We start from the raw sequence: 22,216 nt of genomic DNA, 5'->3' as shown, positions 1-22,216 counted from the left end.
CAGACTCCGGAAGAGCAGATCTCAAACAAGGCTGACCACCGACTGCGGCGAGCGCCTTCGTGCCGCTCGCGGCTGGGCGCCATGCCGATAGGACCCGCCGCGAAGCGTCTGTCATGGACCACTGGTGCCATCGTCCGGCACACCTGGTCCAGCCGAAATCTCGAGTCGCGCCAGCAATTTTGCCAGGCCCTGCCGCGTCACCCCCAGTTGCTCCGCCGCGCGCGTCCGTCGTCCCCCAGCCCGCACGAGCGCGTCACGGACGAATCGGCGCTCGAACTCTCGTCTTCCATCCTCGAGTGTCTGCGCGACGGCGACGCTCGTGCGACTCGCCTTGATGTGACAGGGAAGCCGATCCGGCCCCACGCGGCCGCAGCGCGGCGCATACGCCGCGAGCGCACACAGGACGTTCTGCAATTCCCGGACGTTGCCCGGCCAGGCGTAGCGGGTCAACGCATCGACGGTTGCCGGTGAGAGTTCGGCACGGCTGGCAAGACGCTCCCGCGCCGTTCTCCAGATCTGCGCGACCAGACACGGAATATCCTCCGGGCGTTCCCGAAGTGAGGGCACACGAACCCGAATGACGTCGAGCCGGAACAGCAGGTCGTGGCGGAACCGTCCCGCGTCGACCTCGTCTTGAAGTGACCGATTGGAGGCCGCGACGATGCGCGGATCCACGCGGCGATGCGAATTCTCGCCGAGACGGCGCACCTCCCCTTCCTGGATCACGCGGAGCAACTTGGCCTGCGCGCGCGGCGACAACTCGCTGATCTCGTCGAGAAACAACGTCCCGCCGTCGGCGTCCTCGAAGAGGCCGGCGCGATCGGTGGCTGCGCCGGTAAACGCTCCCCTGGCGTGCCCGAACAACTCGGCTTCGCACAGTTCGTCTGGCAGGGCCGCGCAATTGACCGGACAGAAACGGCGTGCCCGGCGATCGCTGGCGCCATGAATGGACTTCGCCACCAGTTCCTTGCCGCTCCCGCTCTCACCCTGGATGAGCACGGGGAACGGTGCCGCCGCGGCGCCGACCACACTCTGCCGGAGCTCGATCACGGCAGAGCTGGAGCCCGCGATCTCCGCGAGCACGCCAGCATGCCGAGACAGATCTGGCGCATCTCCGGCCAACCCGCGAACGGCGGGCACGACAGCCGACGCGGCAGAACGCAACAGCGCCAGATGCCTGAGCGCGAGGGAGCCTGGCGGCGCCGGCCATTTCGCGACGATCACGCCAAGCGTTTCGTTGCCGGAACAGATCGGAGCCGCTGCTTCCCCGCTGTACGCCACATCGGCAAGATCGGATGGACGTCTCGAGGTCAGCGTCCGGCGGATGATGTCGGCCGTGAAGCTGCGACTGCCCACGCAGGCGAGGGGCGTCGTGCGCGCGCTCCCACCAAACACGGCCACGGCGGTGGCGTGTAGCGACGTGCGTAGCGCCTGGCAGACTCCCGAGACAATCTGGTGGTCGTCTTCCCGCTCACCGCATGACTGCAGAATCGCCAACACATCGGCAGCATCCACCTGAACGGTTGGGCCACCGGCGACCGACGGCGATCCGTTTCGGGCTTGACCGATCCGGTCGGCCACCTCGCGAAGGCGCCGCCGCAGGCGTGAAGGAGCAGGCCATTTCGACTCCTGCAGGCGTTCCACCAGACGCGCCGCATCCCGAAGCTGTCCCATCTCCGCGAGCACCTGGGCATAGATTAGTCGCAACTCCAGGGCCATCGCCGGCGCATGCGCCGTCCGAGCCGCACGCAGTCCCGCGGCGCACGCGTGTGACGCTTCGGAGGTCCGGCCCTGGGCTCCCAACACGAGCACCTCACAGACCGACAAGGACACGCGGTCCGTGCCACAGGCCATGGCGCCGACGCCACACGCACGGGCCAGTCGGTCGGCTGCCAGATTGGGGTCCCCCGCGGCTAGCGCAAGACGAATCTGGATTTCTGCCGACAGAAGTTCATGATGCCGCGGAAGTAGTCGGGGCGGCTTCTCCCACGGCTCCGTGCACCGAGCGGCCAATCCGTCGGATTCTGGCCGCTCTGCGACCGCGTCTGCGTGTCGCCACGGCTCGCGGCCATCGGCGGGCAGAGTCGCCATCGCGGCTTGCGCGTCGCCCATCCGTCGATCCGCCACAAGGTAGGTGGCGACACTCAGGGTGGCCGCTCGAACGCAGTTGGCGTGGGCATGTTCCACTGCGCCAGCAAGCGCCGACCGGAGCGTCGCCTCCGCTTCCGCCAGCCGGTCGTCTTCGAGGAGCGACCATCCAGCGAGCAGTTGGCCCGCGACCACCCCACAGGGCCAGCGCGCCGCGGAGCACAGTTCCTCTGCTTCGGAGGCGTCGGTCAACGCGGCTGTCACCCGCCCGCGAAGGAGATGTTGATGTCCGAGGTCGAGGGCGACGCCGCCCGCACCTCGGAAGTTTCTACGCCGTCTCAACCTGCCGATCTCGCGGCGCAGCAGTCGCTCGGCCGCTGCGTAGCGCCCTCGACCGAACAGTTCGTCGACGCCAGGAACCCGGCCCGATGCGTCACCCGTCGTCTGGCCAGGGCCACGACTGGCCGCCGTGCTCTCGCCGACGCCTTCGCCTTCGGCTACGGCGGCACCATGGGCAATCATCGCCGGAAGGGGCGCCTCCAACCCGTCATTCCCCCGAACGCGGGAATCCAGGACTGGACCCCGGCTTTCGCCGGGGTGACGAATACTTGCTTCATTCGGCAAGATGAGGCCCATAGCAGACGTCTAGTGCAAGAACGGCGCCCATCGCATATGTGCATGACACCCGGGCGAATGGGCCAAACAGCCCGGTCGCGTAGCGGCCCAGTGCAGAAAGTTCGATCTCGGTCGGCCATCAACGCGGCAAGAATTGCCAGAGCGCGAAATCAGCGCGTGCCGGCGGCAGATGCTACACCAAGCCCCCATCCGGTCAGTTCGTATAAAATATCCGTCGGATGCTCCGATTTCTAACGGCTGGCGAATCTCACGGCCGAATGTTGACCATGATTCTGGACGGCGTGCCCGCCGGCCTCGCGCTCGACGTGCCGGCGATCACCCGCGATCTGCGGCGCCGCCAGGGCGGATATGGCCGCGGCAAGCGGATGGCCATCGAGTCCGATACGGCAGTGGTTGTTTCTGGCGTGCGGCACGGCAAGACCACTGGCGCTCCAGTGACCATCACGATTGAGAATCGCGACTGGGTGAACTGGGAATTCACGATGTACCCCGACGCCGACGTCCCGCCGCAAGCAGGCGGCGCCAGGCGAGCGCCGGTCACTCGGCCCAGACCCGGCCATGCAGATCTGGCTGGCGCCCTCAAGTACGGCCACGACGATCTGCGGGACGTCCTCGAGCGGGCCAGCGCCCGAGAGACCGCCGCCCGCGTGGCTGCCGGCGCCGTGGCCCGCCAGATTCTGGCGCAGATCGGCGTGCGCATCGCGAGTCACGTCGTTTCGATTGGCGATGTCGCCGTCGACCCGGCCACGCCCATCCCCTTCGACCAGATCGCCGCGCTCCCGGACGACTCGCCTACTCGCTGCGCCGACCCGACCATCGAGGCGCACATGATCGCCGCCATCGATGCGGCCCGCGCGGCTGGCGACACGCTCGGCGGCGCGTTCGAGGTCGTGGCCACTGGCGTCCCACCCGGTCTCGGCAGCTACTCGCAGTGGGATCTCAAGCTGGACGGCCGACTCGCGCAAGCCATGATGTCGATTCCGGCCATCAAGGCGGTTGGCATCGGCATCGGCGCGGATGTCGCGCGTCTGCCAGGCTCCCGTGTACACGATGAGATCCTCCCCGGGCGTCAGGCCGGCCGCGATGAGGCACCGAAGCCGTTTTCGCGGCCCACCAATCACGCGGGCGGGCTCGAGGGCGGCGTCACCAACGGCGAGGACGTACGTGTCACGGCGTATATGAAACCCATCGCCACACTCATGTCTCCGCTCCGCTCAGTCGATCTCGAGACGATGCGCGAGGCGACCGCCGCGATTGAACGCAGTGATGTGTGCGCCGTGCCAGCCGCTGCAGTCGTCGGCGAGGCCATGGTGGCGCTCTCGTTGTGCAACGCCGTCATCGATCGCTTTGGCGGCGACTCGATCGGCGATCTGCGCCGCCGTCACACGGACTGGCTCGACCAGTACGCCGCTCGCTTCGCCCGAGTTCCAGGAACGCCATCCTCATGATTCGACCCATCATGAAGTACGGCGAGCACGTGCTTCACCGCCCGGCCGACCTCGTCTCGGACATCACCGGCGAGATTGCCACGCTCGTGCGGGACATGATCGAGACCATGTATGCGGCACCCGGGGTTGGCCTGGCGGCGCCGCAGATCGGAATCCCGCTCCGCATTTTCGTCGTGGATCTGTCCGTTGGCCGGAATACGAGCGGCCTGCTCACGTTCGTGAATCCGGAATTCGTCGACCGCGACGGCATGCAGCTCGAAGAAGAAGGTTGCCTCAGCCTGCCCGGATTCAACGCGACGGTCGCGCGGCCAGGCACAGCCACGGTCAAAGGCCTTGATCTGAACGGCAAGGAGCAGGTGGTCGAAGGCACGGAACTGCTGGCGCGGGCCTTCCAGCACGAAATGGATCACCTCGACGGGCGGGTCTTCGTGGACCGGCTCCGCGGCATCCAGCGCGACGTCATCGTGCGGCGCATCAAGAAACTCGCCCGAACCGGCAAGTGGTAGCGGTCATGCACCGGCCATTGCGCGTCGTCTTTTTCGGCACGCCGCAGTTCGCGGTCCCGTCGCTGCGCGCCTTGCTCACCTCCGGACATGCCGTGGTGGGCGTCGTCACCCAACCCGACAAGCCGCGCGGGCGCGGTCAACACGTCACGGAAAGCCCGGTCAAGCAGGTGGCTCGCGAGCACGGGATTCCTGTGCTGCAGCCCGAGCGCCTCAAGGACGAGCACGCGCTGGCCGCCCTGCGGGAACTTGCGCCTGATCTCGGCGTCGTCGCCGCGTACGGCAAGATCCTGCCGGCCGCTGTTCTCGCCACACCGCCCGTCGGTCTCATCAATGTGCACGCGTCGTTGCTGCCGCGATACCGTGGCGCGGCACCGGTGCATCGCGCCGTGATGGCTGGGGATGCGGAAACCGGCATCAGCATCATGCATGTCGTTCAGGCACTCGACGCGGGAGCGGTCTACAAGACGGCCACGCGGCCGATAGGCCCTGACGAAACCAGCGCGGAGGTCGAAGAGGACCTCGCCCGGATGGGGGCAGGGCTTCTATTGGAGGTCATCGCGGACATCGTCTCGGGTCGGGCCAGACCTGAACCGCAGGATGATCAGGCCAGTACGTACGCGCCGCGTCTGCAGAAAGAGGAAGGCGCGATCGACTGGAGCGCCACATCGCAGGTGATCCACAACAGGGTCCGCGGCCTGCAGCCGTGGCCGCTCGCGTGGACGTGGATTGGCGGCCGCCGCCTGATCGTCCTCAAGACCCGGATTGGGGCTGGCGCCGGTGGGGCGGAACCATCGTCGTCTCCTGGTGTCGATACGGCAGCGCCAGGCATGATTGTAGGCGTCTCGCGTGACGCGTTGACGGTGCGAACTGGCGACGGGGTTCTCGATGTGCTCTTGGTGCAACCCGAGGGCCGGCGAGCGATGAGCGTGCGCGATTTCGCCGCAGGCCACCACCTGACAGCCGGCACCCGATTCGACGACCAACCAGCCGTCACGTAACCTCGGCACCTCACTATCCATGATTTCACCTGCTCGACTGGCCGCCTATCGCTCGCTGCGTGCGGTGGGCGATCCCCACGTCGATCTCGCCACAACCATCGAACAGCATCGCCGTCGCCTCACCGACGACCGCGACCGCGGGCTTGCCGCGGAGATTACACTGGGCACGCTGCGCTGGCGCGCCGCGCTCGATCACGTCATCGCATGGGCCGGTCACCGCCGAATTGGCGCATTCGATCCGGACGTTCTTGATCTGCTCCGGTTGAGCACCTACCAACTGCTCCATCTCGACCGCGTTCCCGCATCGGCGGTCGTGCACGACGCGGTGGACCTTTGCAAGCGCGAAGGCAAAGCAAGCGCGTCTGGCGCCGTCAACGCCATCCTGCGACACATTAGTCGCGATCGCCAACACCTGCCGATGCCAGAAGAGAGCGACCAACTCGACTATCTGGCCATTGCGATGTCGCACCCGCGGTGGCTTGCGTCGAGGTGGCTCGATCATCTGGGCTTCGAGATCGCGCTTCAGTGGGTACGCTTCAACAACCAGCAGGCCCCGCTGATGTTGCGCGCCAACCGGCTCAAGACGTCGCGCGACGATCTCGCCAGGGAACTCGCGGCAGTGGGTGTCACGACCACGCTGGCGCAATACGCCGCTGACGGGTTGGTCGTCACCGGCGGCAACCCGCTCACCATGCCGCTTGCCTCGTCTGGACGTTTTGTCGTACAGGACGAGTCGTCTCAGCTCGTGGCGGCGTTTGCGGGTGTCCGTGCGGGCGAGACGGTGCTCGATACCTGCGCCGCGCCCGGCGGCAAGACATCTCAGATGGCCGCGGACGTCGAGCCCGGGGGCAGACTCGTCGCCGCTGATATCCGCCCCAGACGGATCAGGCTGCTCGTGCAAACCCTCCGCGCCACCGGCGCGCACGCCGTTCATGTCGTCGCCGCCGACCTGCTGACCGGCGGGCCGTTTGGCCCCATCTTCGACTGCGTGCTGGTTGATGCCCCGTGTTCCGGCCTGGCGACGTTGCGGCGCGACCCCGATGTGAAATGGAGACGAGCCGAGTCCGACCTCGCCTCGTTTGCCGACCGGCAGTGCCGGATGCTCGCGTCGGCCGCCGCAGCGGTGCGGCCCGGAGGGCGTCTGATCTATAGCACCTGCTCGACCGAGCCGGAGGAGAACGAACAGGTCGTCGCGGCCTTCCTGGCCTCCCACACCGATTTCGTGCACGAACATCCATTGGAGTCAGAAACCGACCTGCCGCCGGGAGTGATGGCCTGTCTTGACCAGGCAGGCTGTCTGCGACCAACCCCGCACCAGCACGGCCTCGAACCCTTCTTCGCCGCCCGCTTGAAGAAAAAGTGATCGGCCCGCGTCGTGGCCACGCCGGAGCGTGTCGATCCCAGGGAACCTGGCTGAAGGCTTCGGGGTGGCAAGCGGGATTCGAGGACGGGGGGACGTCAACCTGCGCCGACAGTGACGGGGTCGCAGTCGTGTAGTACAGTTTTAGAGCAGATGGCGCTGAAAACTCGCATGCGGAGCGTGGGCCGGCTGGCCGTGCTGGTGGCGGCGCTGGCGGCCACGTACGGCCTGTTTGCCATGGCCTCGATGCGCGTGGCGCTGCGCGCGCGCGAGGTGAGCGTCCCGACCTTGGTGGGATTGGAGCCGGCCGCCGCGACGAGCTCGGCCGATTCGTCCGGCCTCACGCTCAAGCTGGAAGACAACCGGCCGTTTGACCCGAAGATCCCGGTCGGGAAGATCGCCTCGCAGGATCCGGTGGCGGGATCGGCCGTCCGTCGCGGGCGAAGCGTGCGCATCTGGATCAGCGCCGGGTCCCGGGAATCCCTGGTCCCGCAGCTGATTGGCGAAACGGAACGCACCGCGCGAGCCCGGGTGCAGCAGGACGGCCTCGAGACCACGGGCATCGCCGACATCAAGTCGTCCGAGTATCCGGCCGACTCGGTGGTCGCGCAGGACCCCGCGCCTGGAGCGCGCAGCACGCGGGTCGGCCTGCTCGTCAATCGCGGAGAACGAGCGGCCAGCTTCGTCATGCCCGACCTGATTGGCGTCGCGGGCGACGAAGCCGTGGCGGTGCTGAGAGGTCGCGGCCTGCGCGTCACCATCGTCGGTCACCAGCCGTATCCCGGCGCGCCGCCCGGCATCATCCTGCGGCAGAGTCCGTCGGCCGGCTTTGAGATCACGCCCGACCAGCCGATCTCGCTGGAGGTCAGTCGATGAGTGTTCGTATCGCGCCCTCGATCCTGGCCGCCGATTTCGCAGCCCTTGGCTCGTGCATTGCAGCGGCGGAACGGGGTGGAGCCGATCTGATTCACGTCGACGTGATGGACGGCCACTTCGTCCCGAATCTCACGGTGGGGCCGCCTGTCGTGCGGTCGCTCAAGCGCGTGACCAGGGTTCCGCTCGACGTCCACCTGATGATTGAAGATCCGGACCGGTTCATCCCAGCATTCGCCGAATCGGGCGCGGCGTTGATCTCGGTGCACGTGGAAGTGCTTCCGCATCTGAACCGCACCATTTCGCTCATCAAGGAACTGGGCCTCAAGGCGGGAGTCGCGCTCAACCCGGCAACCCCGGTTGGCACCCTGGAGCAAGTCGCGGCCGATGTCGACTACGTGCTCATCATGACGGTCAATCCGGGTTTCGGCGGCCAGACCTATATCAGGCGCAGCGCGTCCAAAGTACGTGCGATGCGTGAACTGCTGGACCGGGCCGGGAATCCGGCGCCAATCGAGGTCGACGGCGGCATCGACGAGCAGACCATTGCCGACGTGGTGGTGGCGGGCGCCGACTGGATTGTCGCCGGCTCGTCGATCTTCCACAGCAAGGACCCCGAGGCCGCCGTGCGCGCGCTCAGGGCCGCGGGTGAGGCCGCAGCCACCAGACGTCCACACGCCACACGGGGAGGGCGCGAGGCGTGACGGCCAGCGGCCACATGTCGGCCGCGCTGGTGCGCGTGCGCTACGCCGAAACCGACCAGATGGGCGTCGTCTACTATGCCAACTACCTGGCGTGGTTCGAGGTGGGCCGCACCGAGTGGTTGCGGAGCCTCGGCTGGACGTACCGGGAGATGGAAGCGCACGGCAGCCGACTGCCGGTCGTCGAGGCGCACTGCGAGTACCGGCAGAGTGCGCGCTACGACGACGAGATCGAGATTCGGACGCGGGGCGAACTGCTGTCGCCGGTCCGCGTCAGGTTCACGTACGACGTCGTGCGGCGCGCCGACGGCGCGCTGGTGGCCCAGGGACACACGATGCACGCGGCAACCAACGCGAGCGGCCGGCCAACCAAGTTGCCGGAACGGGTGAGGAGTCTGTTTGCATGAAAGCACTGGTCACGGGAGCGGCGGGGTTCATCGGCTCCACGCTCTCTGAGAAACTTCTGGCGGACGGCGCGTCGGTGGTGGGGCTCGACTGCTTTACCGACTACTACCCGCGCTGGATCAAGGAGCGCAACCTGGCCGGCCTCCGGCAGCAGCCGGGTTTCCGCTTCGTCGAATCCACGATCCAGGCCGCCGATCTGGGCGCCCTCCTGAGCAGCACGACCCACGTGTTCCATCTCGCGGCCCAGGCCGGTGTGCGCAAGAGCTGGGGACAAGACTTCCAGGTGTACACGGTCAACAACATCGAAGCGACGCAGGTGCTGCTCGAAGCGTGCTGCGCGCATGCCATCGATCGGTTCGTCTACGCCTCGAGTTCATCGGTCTACGGCGATCTCGCGCCCATTCCCATGCGGGAGGACGCGCTGCCCCAGCCCGTGTCGCCGTACGGCGTCACCAAACTGGCCGCCGAACAGCTCTGCTATCTCTACCACGTGAACTACGGCGTGCCGACCGTCGCCCTGCGGTATTTCACGGTATACGGTCCCCGCCAGCGGCCCGATATGGGCTTCCACCGGTTCCTGCGCGCCGCGTTGCGGGGCCAGCCGATTACGCTCTACGGCGATGGCGAGCAGACCCGCGATTTCACGTTTGTGGCTGATGCTGTGACAGCCACGGCGGCGGCCGGTACGCGTGGCGTTCCCGGCGCCGTGTACAATATCGGTGGCGGGTCACGCGTCTCGATCAACCAGGTGCTCGACATTGTCGAACGGCTGGTTGCCGGGCCCCTCACGATTCGCCGTGAGCCCACGCAGAAGGGCGACATGCGTGATACGTATGCCGACACCTCGCGGGCCCGTGCCGATCTTGGCTTCGCCCCGTCGGTCACCCTCGCGCAGGGCCTGGCGGCCGAGCACCGTTGGCTGACGTCGGTTCCGGAATCGCACTAGCGCAGACCGCGCAGTGAAGTTGCAGGTGTCCATGACTGTTCGCATGTTTCGATGTGTTCCGGCGGCGTTGCTGATCGCGATGACGGGGTCCCTGCTGACGTCGTGTGCCGCCAACAAGAGTGTTGTCCCGACTGGCATCCTCGAAGCCGATAAGTATCTGTTCGAGCGGGGCACGGAACTGCTCGGCAGGAAGAAGTGGCTTCAGTCACGCGAGTACTTCCGTCAGATCGTGGACAACTATCCACAGAGCGCCTACAGGCCCGACGCCAAGCTGGGACTGGGCGACTCCTATCTCGGCGAAGGCACGGCCGAGGCGCTCGTCTTCGCGCAGAACGAGTTCAAGGAGTTCTTGACGTTTTTTCCGACCAACGCGCGTGCCGACTACGCGCAGTACAAGATGGGCCTCACCCACAACCATCAGATGCCAGCGGCTGACCGCGATCAGACGGAGACCAAGCAGGCTGTCATCGAATTCGCCCTGTTCCTGCAGCGCTATCCCAACAGCCCCCTGCTCGGCGAGGTCAAGGCGAAGCTGCGAGAGAGCCGGAACCGCCTGAGCGAGTCGGATTACAAGGTCGGCTTCTTCTACTGGCGCGGGCGGTGGTATCCGGGCGCGATCGACCGGTTCCGGTCCGTGCTGACCAACGACCCGGAGTACACGAATCGCGATGCGGTGTACTTCCACCTCGCCGACTGCTTTGTCAAGGTGGGCAATCCCGCGCAGGCGCTCCCCTATTACGACAAGCTGATCGCGGAATTCGAAAAGAGCGAGTACCTGGTCGCCGCGCAGAATGCGTCCGCCAGCATCAAGGCACAGATGGCGAGCCTGATGAAGAAGTAGTGGGCGGGCGGCTTACGAGTTGAGCGCCCGGTTGAAGTTCCGGTAGTAGTCAACCGCCGACACGATCGACGTCAGCAGCACCAGCCACATGGCGACCTGGCCGAGCCGGAAGAACGGCTCGTAGGCCTCGTGTCCCAGAATCAGCAGCAGAATCGCCGTCACCTGGAACGCCATCTTCAACTTGCCCAACGGCGATGAGGCGATCACGGTGCCGCGGGAGTACGCGATCCCGCGCAACGCCGTCACCGCGAGCTCGCGCCCGATGATGACGGCCACCATCCAGGCTGGCGTGGCGCCCATCTGCACGAGCGAAATGAACGCGGCCGCGGTGAGCAGCTTGTCCGCGACGGGATCCATCAACTGTCCAAGCTGCGTCACCTGTTTGCGACGGCGGGCCACATACCCATCCAGCCAGTCGGTCAGCGAGGCGAGGCCGAAGATGGCCGCGCCGGCCATCTGACTCGACAGGCCCAGCACCAACCCGCCCTGCGGCTTGGTCAACAGGACAACGACCAGCAGCGGAACCAGGAAGATCCTGATGAGCGTGATGCTGTTGGGCAGGTTCATCGAAATCCTCAGAGGTCCCCCGGGGGGATTTTGTCATTGTAGCGCGTCACCGGTCGGGCCAGGAACCCCGAGTGGGGTAAAATATCCGGTTGTTATGAAAGCCATCCTCCTCGCAGGGGGCAAGGGCACCCGGTTGCGCCCACTCACCCTCCACACGCCCAAGCCCATCGTGCCCATCTTTGGACGGGCGTTTCTCAACTACCAGATCGACCTCGTGCGCACCGTGCCGGACATAGACGAGGTCATCCTGAGCCTGAACTACCAGCCGCGCCGCATCTCCGAGGTGTTTGGCGACGGCAAGGATCTGGGCATCAAGATCAGCTACGTGGTCGAGCCGAACCCGCTCGGCACGGCTGGCGCGATCAAGTACGCCACCGGCTCGTACTCGGACACCATCGTCGTCTTCAACGGCGACGTGATGACCCAGATCGACCTGCGCGAGGTGATCCGCCTGCACCGCGAGCGGAAGGCGCGGGCCACGATCGTGCTCACGCCGGTCGACAACCCGACGGCCTACGGCCTGGTCGATACCGACGCGGACGGCAACGTGCGCCGGTTTCTCGAGAAGCCGAAGCAGGACGAAATCACCTGCGACACCATCAACGCCGGCGTCTATATCCTCGAACCGGATGCGTTCGACCGAATTCCGAAGGACGTGACCTGGTCGATCGAGCGCAGCTACTTCCCGTCACTTGTCGAGCGCAAGGAGACCTTCGTCGCCTACGTCTATCGCGGGTACTGGATCGATATCGGCACGCCCGAGAAATACATGCAGGTGCACCACGACGTCATGGACCGGCGATTCAAGGTCGAGCCGTTTGGCAGCCAGCGCCAGGGCGCGAAGCACGTGGCACCCGACGCCCGCATCGAAGATGGCGCCGCGCTCGAGGGCCCGTGCTTCATCGACGAAGGCTGCGTCATCAAGGCCGGCGCGCGCGTGCACCCGTACAGCGTCATTGGGCACCATTCGGTGGTCGAGGAGGGCGCGGTCGTCAGCAACGCCATCATCTGGCCGGATTGCCGGATCTCGCGCGACGCGGTGGTGCAGGGCGCGATCCTCGGCCGGCACTGCCACATCGGACGCAACGTGACGATTGAAGGCGGTGTGATCCTCGGCGACAAATCCGCCGTCACCGATTTCTCGCGACTCACCCCTGCCCTGTAGCGACTGCTGGAGAGGCTGCCAATGGCCATCAATCTCGAAGTCTTTAAGGCGTACGACATCCGCGGCATCTATCCCACAGAACTGAACGAGGCGGTGGCGCGGGATGTCGGGCGGGCGTTTGTGGCATATCTTGGCGCCAAACGTATTGCCGTCGGGCGTGACATGCGCCTCTCGTCGCCGGCGATGGCGGCCGCGTTCATTGACGGTGCGCTGGCGCAGGGCGCCGACGTCGTCGACTACGGGATGATTGCGACCGACATGCTGTACTTCGCGGTCGCCCGCGACCGGCACGACGGCGGTGTCGCCATCACGGCGTCGCACAATCCCAAGCAATACACCGGGATGAAGCTCGTGCGCGCCGAGGCGTTCCCTTTGAGCGGCGACGCCGGCATCGGCCAGATCCGGGACATGGTCGCCGTCGGGACGATTCCTGCGCCGTCTGGCCGGCGCGGCACCCTGACCACCAATAACGCGCTGCTCGACGTCTACGCCGCGCACGTGCTCGGGTTCATCGACCCGGCCTCGATCAAGCCGTTCAACGTTGTGCTCGACGCGGGCAGCGGCATGGGCGGCCTGGTGGCGCCGAAGTTGTTCGAGCACCTCGCGTGCAAGACGATCAGGCTGTGCTTCGAGATTGACGGCACCTTCCCGAACCACGAGGCCAACCCGCTCATCGAGGAGAATCGCAAGGACATCGTCGAACGCGTGGTCGCCGAGCGGGCGGACATCGGCATCGCGTGGGACGGCGACGCCGACCGGTGCTTCTTTATCGACCGCGACGGCGAGTTTGTCCCGGGCGATTTCGTGACGGCTCTGCTGGCCGAAGCGTTTCTGCTCAAGGAGCCTGGAGCCACGATCATCTATGACCTGCGCGCCAGTTACGCGGTCAAAGACACCGTTGCCCGCTACAACGGCAAGGCGTTGATGAACCGCGTGGGCCACGCGTTTTTCAAGAAGCGGATGCGCGAGGAGAATGGCATCTTCGCCGGTGAGGTGACGGGCCACTACTACTTCCGCGACAATTTCTATGCCGACAACGGCTTCATTCCAGCGCTGCTCATCCTCGAACTAATGTCGAAGAAGGGCAAGGCGCTCCACGAGCTGTTGGCGCCGCTGCGCGCCAAGTACTTCATCTCCGGCGAAATCAACACCAAGGCGAGTTCGATGCAGGCCGTGCAGCAGAAGCTCGACGGTCTCGCCGCACGCTACGCAGGCGGCCACATCTACCGCATGGACGGCATCTCGATGGAGGCGCCGGACTGGCACTTCAACGTGCGCGCGTCGAACACGGAGCCATTGATCCGGTTGAACCTGGAAGCGACGACGCAGGCGATGATGGAAGCGAAACGGGACGAACTGCTGGCGTTTATCCGGGGGACCTGATTCAGTCCGTACGCAGCCGCGGCCCGAGTTGCGCCGGGAGACTCTGCTATAATTCGGAGTCGCCCGGCACGTGGTTAGTCGGCGTGGCCGGTCTTTCGAGCGGGCTTAGCATAGTGGTAATGTTCTGGCTTCCCAAGCCAGCTAGACGGGTTCGATTCCCGTAGCCCGCTCCACTCTTCCTCTCAGCCGATTCAGCTCTTCGTCTTTTTCCGGTCGGCCCAGTACTTCTTCATCCGCTCGGACACGGCCTTGCGCTCGGCCGGGCTCATCGGGCGCTTTCTGCCGCGCCGCCGTGCCGGTTTCGCCGCCGACGCACCCTTCGTCGCCGGGGCCGCAGGTGCCTTTGCCGCGCCGGCTGACGAGGTCAGGCCTGGAAATGCGCGCCGCAGGGCCGCAATCTCCTGCTCGAGTTCGGCCAGCTTTACGGCCGCGCCAATCCGCGCATACTTATTAATGTCCGCTGGGTTCAATCCCTTTGCCACACGCCCTCCTGATGGTGATGCGCAGCAACGACCGCTGGGCCGCTGCAGACGACAAGTCTCCCGCTTGACGATCCGCGCGGGTGTTTCAATATCGATACATCCTAGTCCGGGGCCGCCCGCGTTGCAAACCAAGCCCCCTGATGCCGCCGGCCGATTTCCACGCCGCTCGGGACCTATGCTAGTCTCTTTCGCCTATGGCGTACGAAGAACCCAAAACCGTCATCATCTCCGCGCAGGAGATCCAGCAGCGTGTAAAGGAACTGGCTGCGGAAATCCGCCGCGATTTCGCCAACGAGCCCCAGTTGCACTTCGTCAGCGTCCTCAAGGGCGCATTCATGTTTCTGGGCGATCTCATCCGGGCCATGGATCGGCCGGTCACCATCGACTTCATGGCGGTGTCGAGCTACGGCAAGAACACCACATCGTCGGGCGAAGTCCGTGTCCTGAAAGACCTCGACACGGGACTCGAGGGACGCAACGTCATCATCGTCGAGGATATCGTCGACACGGGGCTGACGCTGGCCTATCTGCAGGAAATCCTGCACGCCCGCGGGCCAAAGTCGCTGAAGACCGCATGCCTGCTGAGCAAGCCGTCGCGGCGTGTCATCGAGGTGAAGGTGGACTATATCGGCTTCACCATCGAGGACCGCTTCGTGGTGGGCTACGGCCTCGACTACGCCGAGCAGTACCGCAATCTCCCCTACCTGGGCGCGCTGGACTGAGCCGCCGTCTCGACGGCGGCCTTCACCTTCTTTGCCAGCGCCACGGCATCGGCGATGACGGTTGGCGCGTTGAGCGTCAGCACGCGGCGATTCCGCATCAGGATCCGGCCGTTGACGATGGTCGTCCGGACGTCGTCTCCACGCGTCACATACACCAGATGTGAAATGGGGTTGTAGAGCGGCGTCTGACGCGCTGACTGCATCGACACGACAATCACGTCCGCCAGTTTGCCGGGCTCGAGCGAGCCGATTCGATCCGCCATCCCCAGCGCCCGGGCACCGCCGATGGTCGCCATCTCGAGCGCCGTTCGCGCAGACACGGCCGTGGGGTCATTCTCCGCCAACTTGCCCAGGAACGCGGCCTGTCGCATCGCCTCAAACATGTCGAGGTCGTTGTTGCTGGCCGCGCCATCAGTGCCCAGGCCGACGTTGATGCCGGCCTTGAGCGCCTTCGACACTGGTGCCGCGCCGCTGGCCAGCTTCATGTTGCTCTCGGGGTTGTGTGACAGCCCGGCACCGCGCTTCCTCAGGATCGCGAGGTCCTCATCGCTCACGTGCACGAAATGCGCCGCGAGCGTCGTCGGTCCCCAGAATCCGATCGACTCCAGGTAGGCGACCGGTGACATCTTGTACTTGTCGTTCGACGTCTTGACTTCGTCCTGCGTCTCGGCAACGTGGGTGAGGAGCGGCACGCCGTACTTGCGCGCCAAGTCGCGGGCCGCTATCAGCGTTGCCGTGTCGTTGGTGTACATCGCATGCGGCGCGACCGCGGGGATGACGAGTGAGTCGCCCTTGAACTCCTGAATGAACCGCTCCGCCCGGGCCAGCGCTTCGGCTGGCGTCTTCGCGTCCGCGACGGGGAAGCCGATAATCGTCTCCCCGAGCACGCCCCGCAGTCCGGCGGCCCTTGCGACCCGGCCAACTTCCTCTTCGAAGTAATACATGTCCGTGAAAAGCGTGGTCCCGGACTCAATCATCTCGAGCGCAGCCAGTCTCGTCCCGACGCGAACCAGTTCGGGCGACACCGTCTTGGCTTCGGCCGGAAAGATGTACTTCTGGAGCCATTCCATCAAGGCCAGATCATCGGCCAGGCCCCTGTACATCACCATCGCCGCGTGTGTATGCGTATTGATGAGACCGGGCATCACGACGTGTCCGCCCGCCTGAATCACCTGGGCGCCTCGATACCGTTTGGCGATGTTCTCCGGCGTATCCACCGCCACGATCTTCTGGCCGTCAATAGCGACCGCTCCGGGCCACAACACCTTGCACTGGGCATCCACCGTCACCACGATCCCTCCGGTGATGACGATCGAGACCGATTGGAGCGGGGTCTGGGCCACAAGACTCGCGGTACAGACCAGCGAAACGACGATAGCGAGAACCAGGGTGAGCGATGACCGGCGGACGGAATGGATGGTGAATCGCATAGCGCAGATCTTATCCCAGAGCCGTCACACTAGGGTGGCAGTCACCCGGGACCTTCGTGTATAGTTTGCCCGTGCCAGTCCACATTGTTCAGCACCCACTGGTCCAGGACATCCTGCTGTCGTTGCGGGACGAACGGACCGCACCCGACGAGTTCCGTCGTATGGCGGTTCGCATCAGCGTGCTGCTCGCCACCGAGGCGCTGCGGGCGCTGCCGACCAAACCCGCGACCATTAAGACCCCTCTCGGCGTGGCCAAAGGCCAACGCGTCGCTTCCGATGTCGTCGTCGTCCCCGTGCTCCGTGCCGGGCTCGGCATGCTCGATGCGGTGCTGGAACTGGTGCCAGGAGCGCGGGTGGGACACATCGGGTTGCAGCGGGACGAACTCACCGCCATCGCGTCGCGCTACTACTCGAAGCTGCCGCCGGGATTGGCGGACTGCTACGTGTTGATGATCGATCCGATGCTGGCGACCGGAGGCAGCGCGGTCGAAGCCGTTGACCTGTTGAAGCAGGCTGGCGCGCGCACAATCCAGATCCTGTGCATCGTGGCGGCGCCTGAAGGCATTGCGCTCGTCGAGCGCCACCATCCGGACGTGGACATCTACACACCGGTCATTGATGAGCGTCTGAACGAACGGAAGTACATCGTGCCCGGGCTCGGCGACTTCGGCGACCGCCTGTACGGCACCTTGTAGAGGCGTTTCTATGGACGACCAGGCCACTCGACCCGGCCGGCGGCGCGTACCGAAAAGGGACGGCCCTTCCCCGAAACACTCCGCTGGATGGGCCACCGCGCTGACACGCATCGCGCCCAACGAAATCGAGATCCGCGGCTATCCGGTCGACGAGATGATGGGGCGCGTGTCGTTTGCCGAGGCCGTCTACCTGCTGCTCCGCGGTGAGCTCCCGACACGCGACATTGGAAAGTTGTTCGGCGCCGTGCTGGTGGCGTCGATCGACCACGGGGTGACGCCGCCGTCAACGCTCGCCGCGCGACACGTGGCCACGACAAGGGCGTCTCTCCGCAATTCGGTCGCGGCGGGCATCCTGGGATTTGGCTCCTACCACGGGGGCGACATCGAATCGTGCCTGCGGTTCCTTCAGCAGGGTCTCGACATCCACCGAACGGGCACGAGCTATGACGTGGCGGCCAGCCGCGTGCTGGCGGAGTGGTTTGAACGCGCGCCTGCGCCACCTGGATTCGGCCATCGCATTCACACGCGCGATCCGCGCGCGGCGCGACTGCTGCAGATGGCGCACGAACTGGAACTCGACGACGAGCACTGCAGGATGCTCCGCGTGGTCGAGCGGGTGCTCAATGCCGATCCGGATCGTGCGAGCCATCCCCTGCCCATCAATGTTGATGGCGCCATTGCCGCCATCTGTGGCGATCTGGGGTTCGATCCCGAGATTGCGAACGGCGTGTTCATCATCGCGCGGGTACCGGGCCTGCTGGCGCACGCCGCCGAGGAGCGCACGCGCGAGGCGCCGATGCGGCAGGTCGACGTCAAGGATCATCGCTACGACGGCCCGGCGCGGCGCCGTCTGCCGGAAACCAGGAAGTAGGCCTGCGAGGCCCTGGCTCGTTCTTGATTAGCGCGTCGCGGCACTTCGCCGCGCATCGCGGGTGCCAATCGAGCCCAAAGTAGGAACTGCCGGAGATGTTGCCCGCGCGGCTGCGAATCCATTAGACTGACAGCGTTAGGCAATTCTCAGGGTCGGGCGCTTGGCTCAGCGGTAGAGCACCGCCTTCACACGGCGGGGGTCACTGGTTCGAATCCAGTAGCGCCCACCAATTTAAACCAATAAATACGGCCTTGAACAGCACACGCCCGGCCAAGTGGTCGGGCGTTGGTGTTTCCGGTGGTGCTCTGGGTGGTGCTCGGTGAGAAGATCATCCAGTGGTGCTCTGGTGGTGCTCTCGGAAGCCAGCCTCCGTACACACCGAAGGGCGCCAGTCGGATCTGCGCCGCAGCGCCCCACACGCAAGGGACAACCGATGCCGCACACGCCAGCACTCGCCGGCGTCTTAGTCGTCTCGATCGGCTAGACTCTCATCCGTCCGCCCCCGCTACACGGAGACCGCAATGCGAAAAGTGACAGCGACCCTCGCCCTTGTGCTGATGGTGGGCGTGTCCGCCGACGGGTTGCGGGCCCAGGTCACGCCGGCGAATGCCCAGGACAAACAGAAGGCGTTGACGGACCTGCGGACGCGTGCCGAACGGGACGACGCCGAGGCGCAGTATAGCCTGGGCTTGATGTACCACGACGGCCAGGGGTTGCCGCCGGACAACTCACAGGCCGTTGCCTGGTGGCGCAAGGCCGCTGCGCAAGGACACGCGCGGGCGCAGTGCTTCCTTGGCGTGATGTACGCCACCGGCGAGGGAGTTCCACAGGACTTCGTGCAGGCCGTGGCGTGGTTTCGCAAAGCGGCTGAACAAGGACTCGCGGAGGCGCAGCGCCACCTTGGCCTGATGTACTCCCTGGGCATGGGTGTTACAAAGGACGCAGTCCAGGCTGTGGTGTGGTTTCGCAAGGCCGCTGAGCAAGGGGACGCGGCCGCGCAGTACCTCTTGGGCCTGAGCTATGCCGAAGGCTCAGGCGTGCCGAAGGATGACGTGCAAGCCGTAGCGTGGACATGCAAGGCAGCGGAGCTGGGCAGCGTGGAAGCGCAATTCGCCCTGGGCTGGAGGTACGGGGAAGGCCGCGGCGTGCCGAAGGACGAGGGGCTGGCGGTCGTGTGGTTTCGCAAGGCCGCCGAACAAGGATACCCAACCGCGCAGTACAACCTTGGCGTAAGGTACGCCTTCGGCCAAGGCGTGCCGAAGGACGATGTGCAGGCAGTGACGTGGTGGCGTAAGGCCGCCGAGCAAGGGGACGCGCAGGCGCAATTCAACCTTGGAGAGATGTGCAGAGACGCCCGCGGTGTCAAGCAGGACTACGTGCAAGCGGTGGCGTGGTTTCGCAAGGCCGCCGAGCAGGGGCACGCGGCCGCGCAGGACAACCTGGGCGCGGCGTACGCCTTCGGCCGAGGCGTGCCGAAAGACGACGGGCAGGCGGTGGCGTGGTTTCGCAAAGCCGCCGAGCAGGGTGGTGCGGTAGCGCAGTACAACCTGGGCACGGCCTACGCCTCCGGCCGAGGCGTGCCGAAAGACGACGGGCAGGCCGTGGCGTGGTACCGCAAAGCCGCCGAGCAGGGGAACGCAAGAGCGCAGTACGTCCTGGGCCAGATGTACGCCACCGGTCGCGGTGTCCCGCAGGACGACCGGCAGGCGGTGGCGTGGTGGCGTAAGGCCGCCGAGCAAGGACACGGGGGCGCGAAGCTCGACCTGGACGTGATGTACAGAGATGGCCGAGGTGTCCCGCAAGACCCGGTGGAGGCGGCGGCGTGGTGGCGCAAGGCCGCCGAGCAGGGAGTCGCGAGAGCGCAGTGGACCCTTAGCTATATTTACGCAGAAGGCCGCGGTGTCCCGAAGGACTACGGAGAAGCTGCGGCGTGGATGCGCAAGGTTGCCGAGCAAGGCGTCGTGGCGGCGCAGTTCAACCTTGGCAACATGTACGACACTGGCAAAGGTGTTCCCCAGGACGACGGGCAAGCGGTGGCGTGGTATCGAAAAGCGGCTGAGCAGGGGAACGCAAGAGCGCAGGATAACTTGGGCCTGAAGTACGCCGCCGGCCAAGGTGTCTCACAGGACTACGGGCAGGCCGTGGTGTGGTATCGCAAGGCCGCCGACCAAGGGGAGGCGTCGGGGCAGTTCAGACTTGCCTGGGCGTACTTCAAGGGGCAGGGCGTGCCGCAGGATTACATCGAGGCTCACAAGTGGACGAACCTGGCTGCTTCACGTTCGTCGGGCAACGACCAAGTCAATTACGCCAACTTCAGAGAGTTGATCGCCGAGGAATTGCCCCCCGAACAATTGGCCGAGGCTCAGAGGCGAGCCCGAGCATGGGTCGCCGCACCAACGCCATCTATTTCATCTGAGACGGCGGCATCGTCATCAACTGCTCCATTTGAGACAGTGACCAACTGGCGGCGTGTTGCGCCGACTCCGACGTCGATTCTGCAACTGAAGCCTGAAGACAGGAACCCGAGTCGGAACCTGGACATGTTTGAGCGGAGTGCGGCCGCTGTGGTCGGTCTGAGTGGTTCCCTCGGCACAGGCACCGCAGTTCTCATCACCCGAGATGGCCTTGCGCTCACGAATCACCACGTCGTGGACAAGCAGGGCTCGCTAAAGGCCACACTTCGAGACGGCCGGCAGCTTGCCGTTCGGGTTCTACGCAGCAACCCCGAAGCGGATGTGGCGTTAATTCAGATCAACTGTTCGGGCGACTGCTTCACCCTCGCCCCAGCGCGAAGTAACCCGAACGTCGGCACAGAGGTCCACGTCATCGGCAACCCTCTGGCGCTCGACTACACGCTGACGCGTGGGGTGGTCAGCGGGCTTCGTCTTGCCGGTGGCGTCACTCTGATCCAGACAGACGCGGCTCTCAATCCCGGCAACAGCGGTGGCCCGATCATTGACGCGAAGACTCGTGAGGTCGTCGCCATAGTTTCCTGGAAACTAAAGACTGCTGCATAAATAATGGTACAATGTTCCTCGAGGTGCGCGATGCGACTTCGAGGATCGGCGGACTTGCTGGAAGATCGGCGGCATCGGGCGCTGGCGCTCCTGGATGAGGGGTTGTCGCTCCATGCGGTGGGTCGGCGCATCCGGTGTTCTGCGAGCTCGGTCAAGCGTTGGCGCGATGCCCGACGGAAGGGTGGGCAGAAGGCGTTGAAGGTGCGCTTCTCGCCGGGTCGCCCACCCAGGCTGTCGCGTGTCGAGGGGCGACGGCTGGTGTGGGTGTTGCTCAAGGGGGCGCTGGCCGCCGGCTACGCCAACCAGTTGTGGACGACGGCTCGGGTGGCCGAGGTCATCTCGAAGACGTTCAGCGTGCGCTATCACCGCGATCACGTGGGCCGGCTCCTGCACGCGCTGGGCTGGAGCCACCAGAAGCCGCAGAAGCAGGCGCTTGAGCGCAACAAGGCGGACATTCGCCGCTTCATCCGGGAGGACTGGCCGCGGGTAAAAAAAACGCCAAGCGGTTGGGGGCCCACCTCGTCTTCGCCGACGAATCGGGCTTCCAGCTGACCCCCTCGATCGCCGCCACCTGGGCTCCCGTGGGCCAGACGCCCACCGTGCACCACGTCGATCGACGCGACAGGCTCTCCGTCATCTCGGGGATCTCGGTGTCTCCCCGCCGCCAACGCCTCAACCTGCACTTTCAGCTCTACACGGAGAACATCCGACAACTCCAGGCCCGCGACTTCCTACGCCAACTGCTCCGGCAGATCCGCGGGCACATCGTCGTCCTGTGGGACGGCGGAAATCCCCATCGGGGCAAGCTCGTACGGGAGCTGTGCGCGCGCACCACGAGGATGCACCTGCAACGCTTCCCTGCCTATGCGCCGGAGTTCAACCCCGACGAGGGCGTCTGGAAGTTGGCCAAGCAACGACTCGCGAATGGCCAGGCGCATGATCTCCCGGAGCTGATGGTCGCCGTGATCGAATCTCTGGAGACCATTCGCGCCAACCGGCGCAACCTCCGAGGCTGCATTACCCACTCGGCCCTTCCCTCTTTTTTGCGCTGACTGTGCCATTATTTATGCAGATGTCATTAG

21 protein-coding genes and 2 tRNA genes are annotated in these 22,216 nt (G+C 65.4%); 19 read left to right on the top strand and 4 right to left on the bottom strand.

Annotated features, from left to right (window positions below):
- Positions 1-111: 111 nt before the first annotated feature.
- Complete coding sequence (locus NT151_09220; protein MCX6539097.1) at positions 112-2,610, bottom strand: sigma 54-interacting transcriptional regulator; 2,499 nt, start codon at positions 2,608-2,610, stop codon at positions 112-114.
- Between the two features lie 332 nt (positions 2,611-2,942).
- Here NT151_09220 and aroC point away from each other — a divergent pair, with 332 nt between their 5' ends.
- The 9 genes from aroC to bamD all read left to right on the top strand — a co-directional run bounded on the left by aroC (position 2,943) and on the right by bamD (position 10,802).
- Positions 2,943-4,172 carry a chorismate synthase gene (aroC, locus tag NT151_09215; protein ID MCX6539096.1) on the top strand — a complete coding sequence of 410 codons (1,230 nt, stop codon included), beginning with the start codon at positions 2,943-2,945 and terminating at the stop codon, positions 4,170-4,172.
- Positions 4,169-4,678, top strand: a complete 510-nt coding sequence (def, locus tag NT151_09210) for a peptide deformylase (GenBank protein MCX6539095.1) — start codon at positions 4,169-4,171, stop codon at positions 4,676-4,678. The genes aroC and def overlap by 4 nt, the downstream gene beginning before the upstream one ends.
- Positions 4,679-4,683: 5 nt before the next feature.
- On the top strand, positions 4,684-5,676 hold the full coding sequence (fmt, locus tag NT151_09205) for a methionyl-tRNA formyltransferase (protein ID MCX6539094.1): 993 nt from the start codon (positions 4,684-4,686) through the stop codon (positions 5,674-5,676).
- A gap of 19 nt (positions 5,677-5,695) precedes the next feature.
- Entirely contained in the window at positions 5,696-7,039 is a 1,344-nt protein-coding gene (rsmB, locus tag NT151_09200; protein ID MCX6539093.1) for a 16S rRNA (cytosine(967)-C(5))-methyltransferase RsmB, read from the top strand.
- A 150-nt stretch (positions 7,040-7,189) separates the two neighbouring features.
- A complete protein-coding gene (locus NT151_09195; protein ID MCX6539092.1) occupies positions 7,190-7,912 on the top strand; it encodes a PASTA domain-containing protein in 723 nt (240 codons plus the stop codon).
- Positions 7,909-8,613, top strand: a complete 705-nt coding sequence (rpe, locus tag NT151_09190; protein MCX6539091.1) for a ribulose-phosphate 3-epimerase — start codon at positions 7,909-7,911, stop codon at positions 8,611-8,613. The genes NT151_09195 and rpe overlap by 4 nt, the downstream gene beginning before the upstream one ends.
- Complete coding sequence (locus NT151_09185) at positions 8,610-9,017, top strand: thioesterase family protein (GenBank protein ID MCX6539090.1); 408 nt, start codon at positions 8,610-8,612, stop codon at positions 9,015-9,017. The genes rpe and NT151_09185 overlap by 4 nt, the downstream gene beginning before the upstream one ends.
- On the top strand, positions 9,014-9,961 hold the full coding sequence (locus NT151_09180) for an NAD-dependent epimerase/dehydratase family protein (GenBank protein MCX6539089.1): 948 nt from the start codon (positions 9,014-9,016) through the stop codon (positions 9,959-9,961). Before NT151_09185 ends, NT151_09180 begins: the two co-directional genes overlap by 4 nt.
- Positions 9,962-10,004: 43 nt before the next feature.
- Positions 10,005-10,802, top strand: a complete 798-nt coding sequence (gene bamD / locus NT151_09175; GenBank protein ID MCX6539088.1) for an outer membrane protein assembly factor BamD — start codon at positions 10,005-10,007, stop codon at positions 10,800-10,802.
- Between the two features lie 12 nt (positions 10,803-10,814).
- Here the strand turns inward: bamD and pgsA are convergent, their stop codons facing one another.
- Positions 10,815-11,369 (bottom strand): CDP-diacylglycerol--glycerol-3-phosphate 3-phosphatidyltransferase, encoded by a 555-nt coding sequence (gene pgsA / locus NT151_09170; GenBank protein ID MCX6539087.1) that lies wholly within the window; start codon positions 11,367-11,369, stop codon positions 10,815-10,817.
- Between the two features lie 94 nt (positions 11,370-11,463).
- On the opposite strand from pgsA, the gene NT151_09165 reads away from it, so the two are divergent.
- The 3 genes from NT151_09165 (at position 11,464) to NT151_09155 (ending at position 14,090) form a co-directional block, all read left to right on the top strand.
- Complete coding sequence (locus NT151_09165; GenBank protein ID MCX6539086.1) at positions 11,464-12,534, top strand: NDP-sugar synthase; 1,071 nt, start codon at positions 11,464-11,466, stop codon at positions 12,532-12,534.
- 21 nt (positions 12,535-12,555) lie between these two features.
- Positions 12,556-13,917: a phosphomannomutase/phosphoglucomutase gene (locus NT151_09160; GenBank protein ID MCX6539085.1), complete on the top strand. Its 1,362-nt coding sequence runs from the start codon at positions 12,556-12,558 to the stop codon at positions 13,915-13,917.
- A 99-nt stretch (positions 13,918-14,016) separates the two neighbouring features.
- Positions 14,017-14,090: transfer RNA gene (locus tag NT151_09155), tRNA-Gly, on the top strand.
- 18 nt (positions 14,091-14,108) lie between these two features.
- Here NT151_09155 and NT151_09150 read toward each other — a convergent pair.
- Positions 14,109-14,399: a hypothetical protein gene (locus NT151_09150; protein ID MCX6539084.1), complete on the bottom strand. Its 291-nt coding sequence runs from the start codon at positions 14,397-14,399 to the stop codon at positions 14,109-14,111.
- 194 nt (positions 14,400-14,593) lie between these two features.
- Here NT151_09150 and hpt point away from each other — a divergent pair, with 194 nt between their 5' ends.
- The gene (gene hpt, locus NT151_09145; GenBank protein ID MCX6539083.1) at positions 14,594-15,121 is read left to right on the top strand and encodes a hypoxanthine phosphoribosyltransferase; all 528 of its coding nucleotides are present in this window, start codon (positions 14,594-14,596) and stop codon (positions 15,119-15,121) included.
- On the opposite strand, the gene NT151_09140 is transcribed toward hpt, so the two are convergent.
- On the bottom strand, positions 15,100-16,551 hold the full coding sequence (locus tag NT151_09140; protein MCX6539082.1) for an amidohydrolase: 1,452 nt from the start codon (positions 16,549-16,551) through the stop codon (positions 15,100-15,102). The genes hpt and NT151_09140 overlap by 22 nt on opposite strands.
- 71 nt (positions 16,552-16,622) lie before the next feature.
- Between NT151_09140 and upp the strand changes: the two genes are divergently transcribed.
- From upp to NT151_09110, 6 genes are all read left to right on the top strand, one after another.
- A complete protein-coding gene (gene upp, locus NT151_09135; GenBank protein MCX6539081.1) occupies positions 16,623-17,246 on the top strand; it encodes a uracil phosphoribosyltransferase in 624 nt (207 codons plus the stop codon).
- A 10-nt stretch (positions 17,247-17,256) separates the two neighbouring features.
- On the top strand, positions 17,257-18,117 hold the full coding sequence (locus NT151_09130) for a citryl-CoA lyase (GenBank protein MCX6539080.1): 861 nt from the start codon (positions 17,257-17,259) through the stop codon (positions 18,115-18,117).
- A 154-nt stretch (positions 18,118-18,271) separates the two neighbouring features.
- A tRNA-Val gene (locus NT151_09125) sits at positions 18,272-18,346 on the top strand.
- A 292-nt stretch (positions 18,347-18,638) separates the two neighbouring features.
- Positions 18,639-21,134, top strand: coding sequence for a trypsin-like peptidase domain-containing protein (locus NT151_09120; protein MCX6539079.1), 2,496 nt, complete (start codon positions 18,639-18,641; stop codon positions 21,132-21,134).
- A gap of 30 nt (positions 21,135-21,164) precedes the next feature.
- Positions 21,165-21,686 (top strand): winged helix-turn-helix domain-containing protein, encoded by a 522-nt coding sequence (locus NT151_09115; GenBank protein MCX6539078.1) that lies wholly within the window; start codon positions 21,165-21,167, stop codon positions 21,684-21,686.
- The gene (locus tag NT151_09110; GenBank protein MCX6539077.1) at positions 21,641-22,186 is read left to right on the top strand and encodes a transposase; all 546 of its coding nucleotides are present in this window, start codon (positions 21,641-21,643) and stop codon (positions 22,184-22,186) included. Before NT151_09115 ends, NT151_09110 begins: the two co-directional genes overlap by 46 nt.
- Positions 22,187-22,216: the final 30 nt, after the last annotated feature.

The organism is Acidobacteriota bacterium, assembly GCA_026393675.1.
Lineage (GTDB): Bacteria > Acidobacteriota > Vicinamibacteria > Vicinamibacterales > JAKQTR01 > JBAXOX01.
This window is presented reverse-complemented; position numbering and strand designations above follow the sequence as displayed.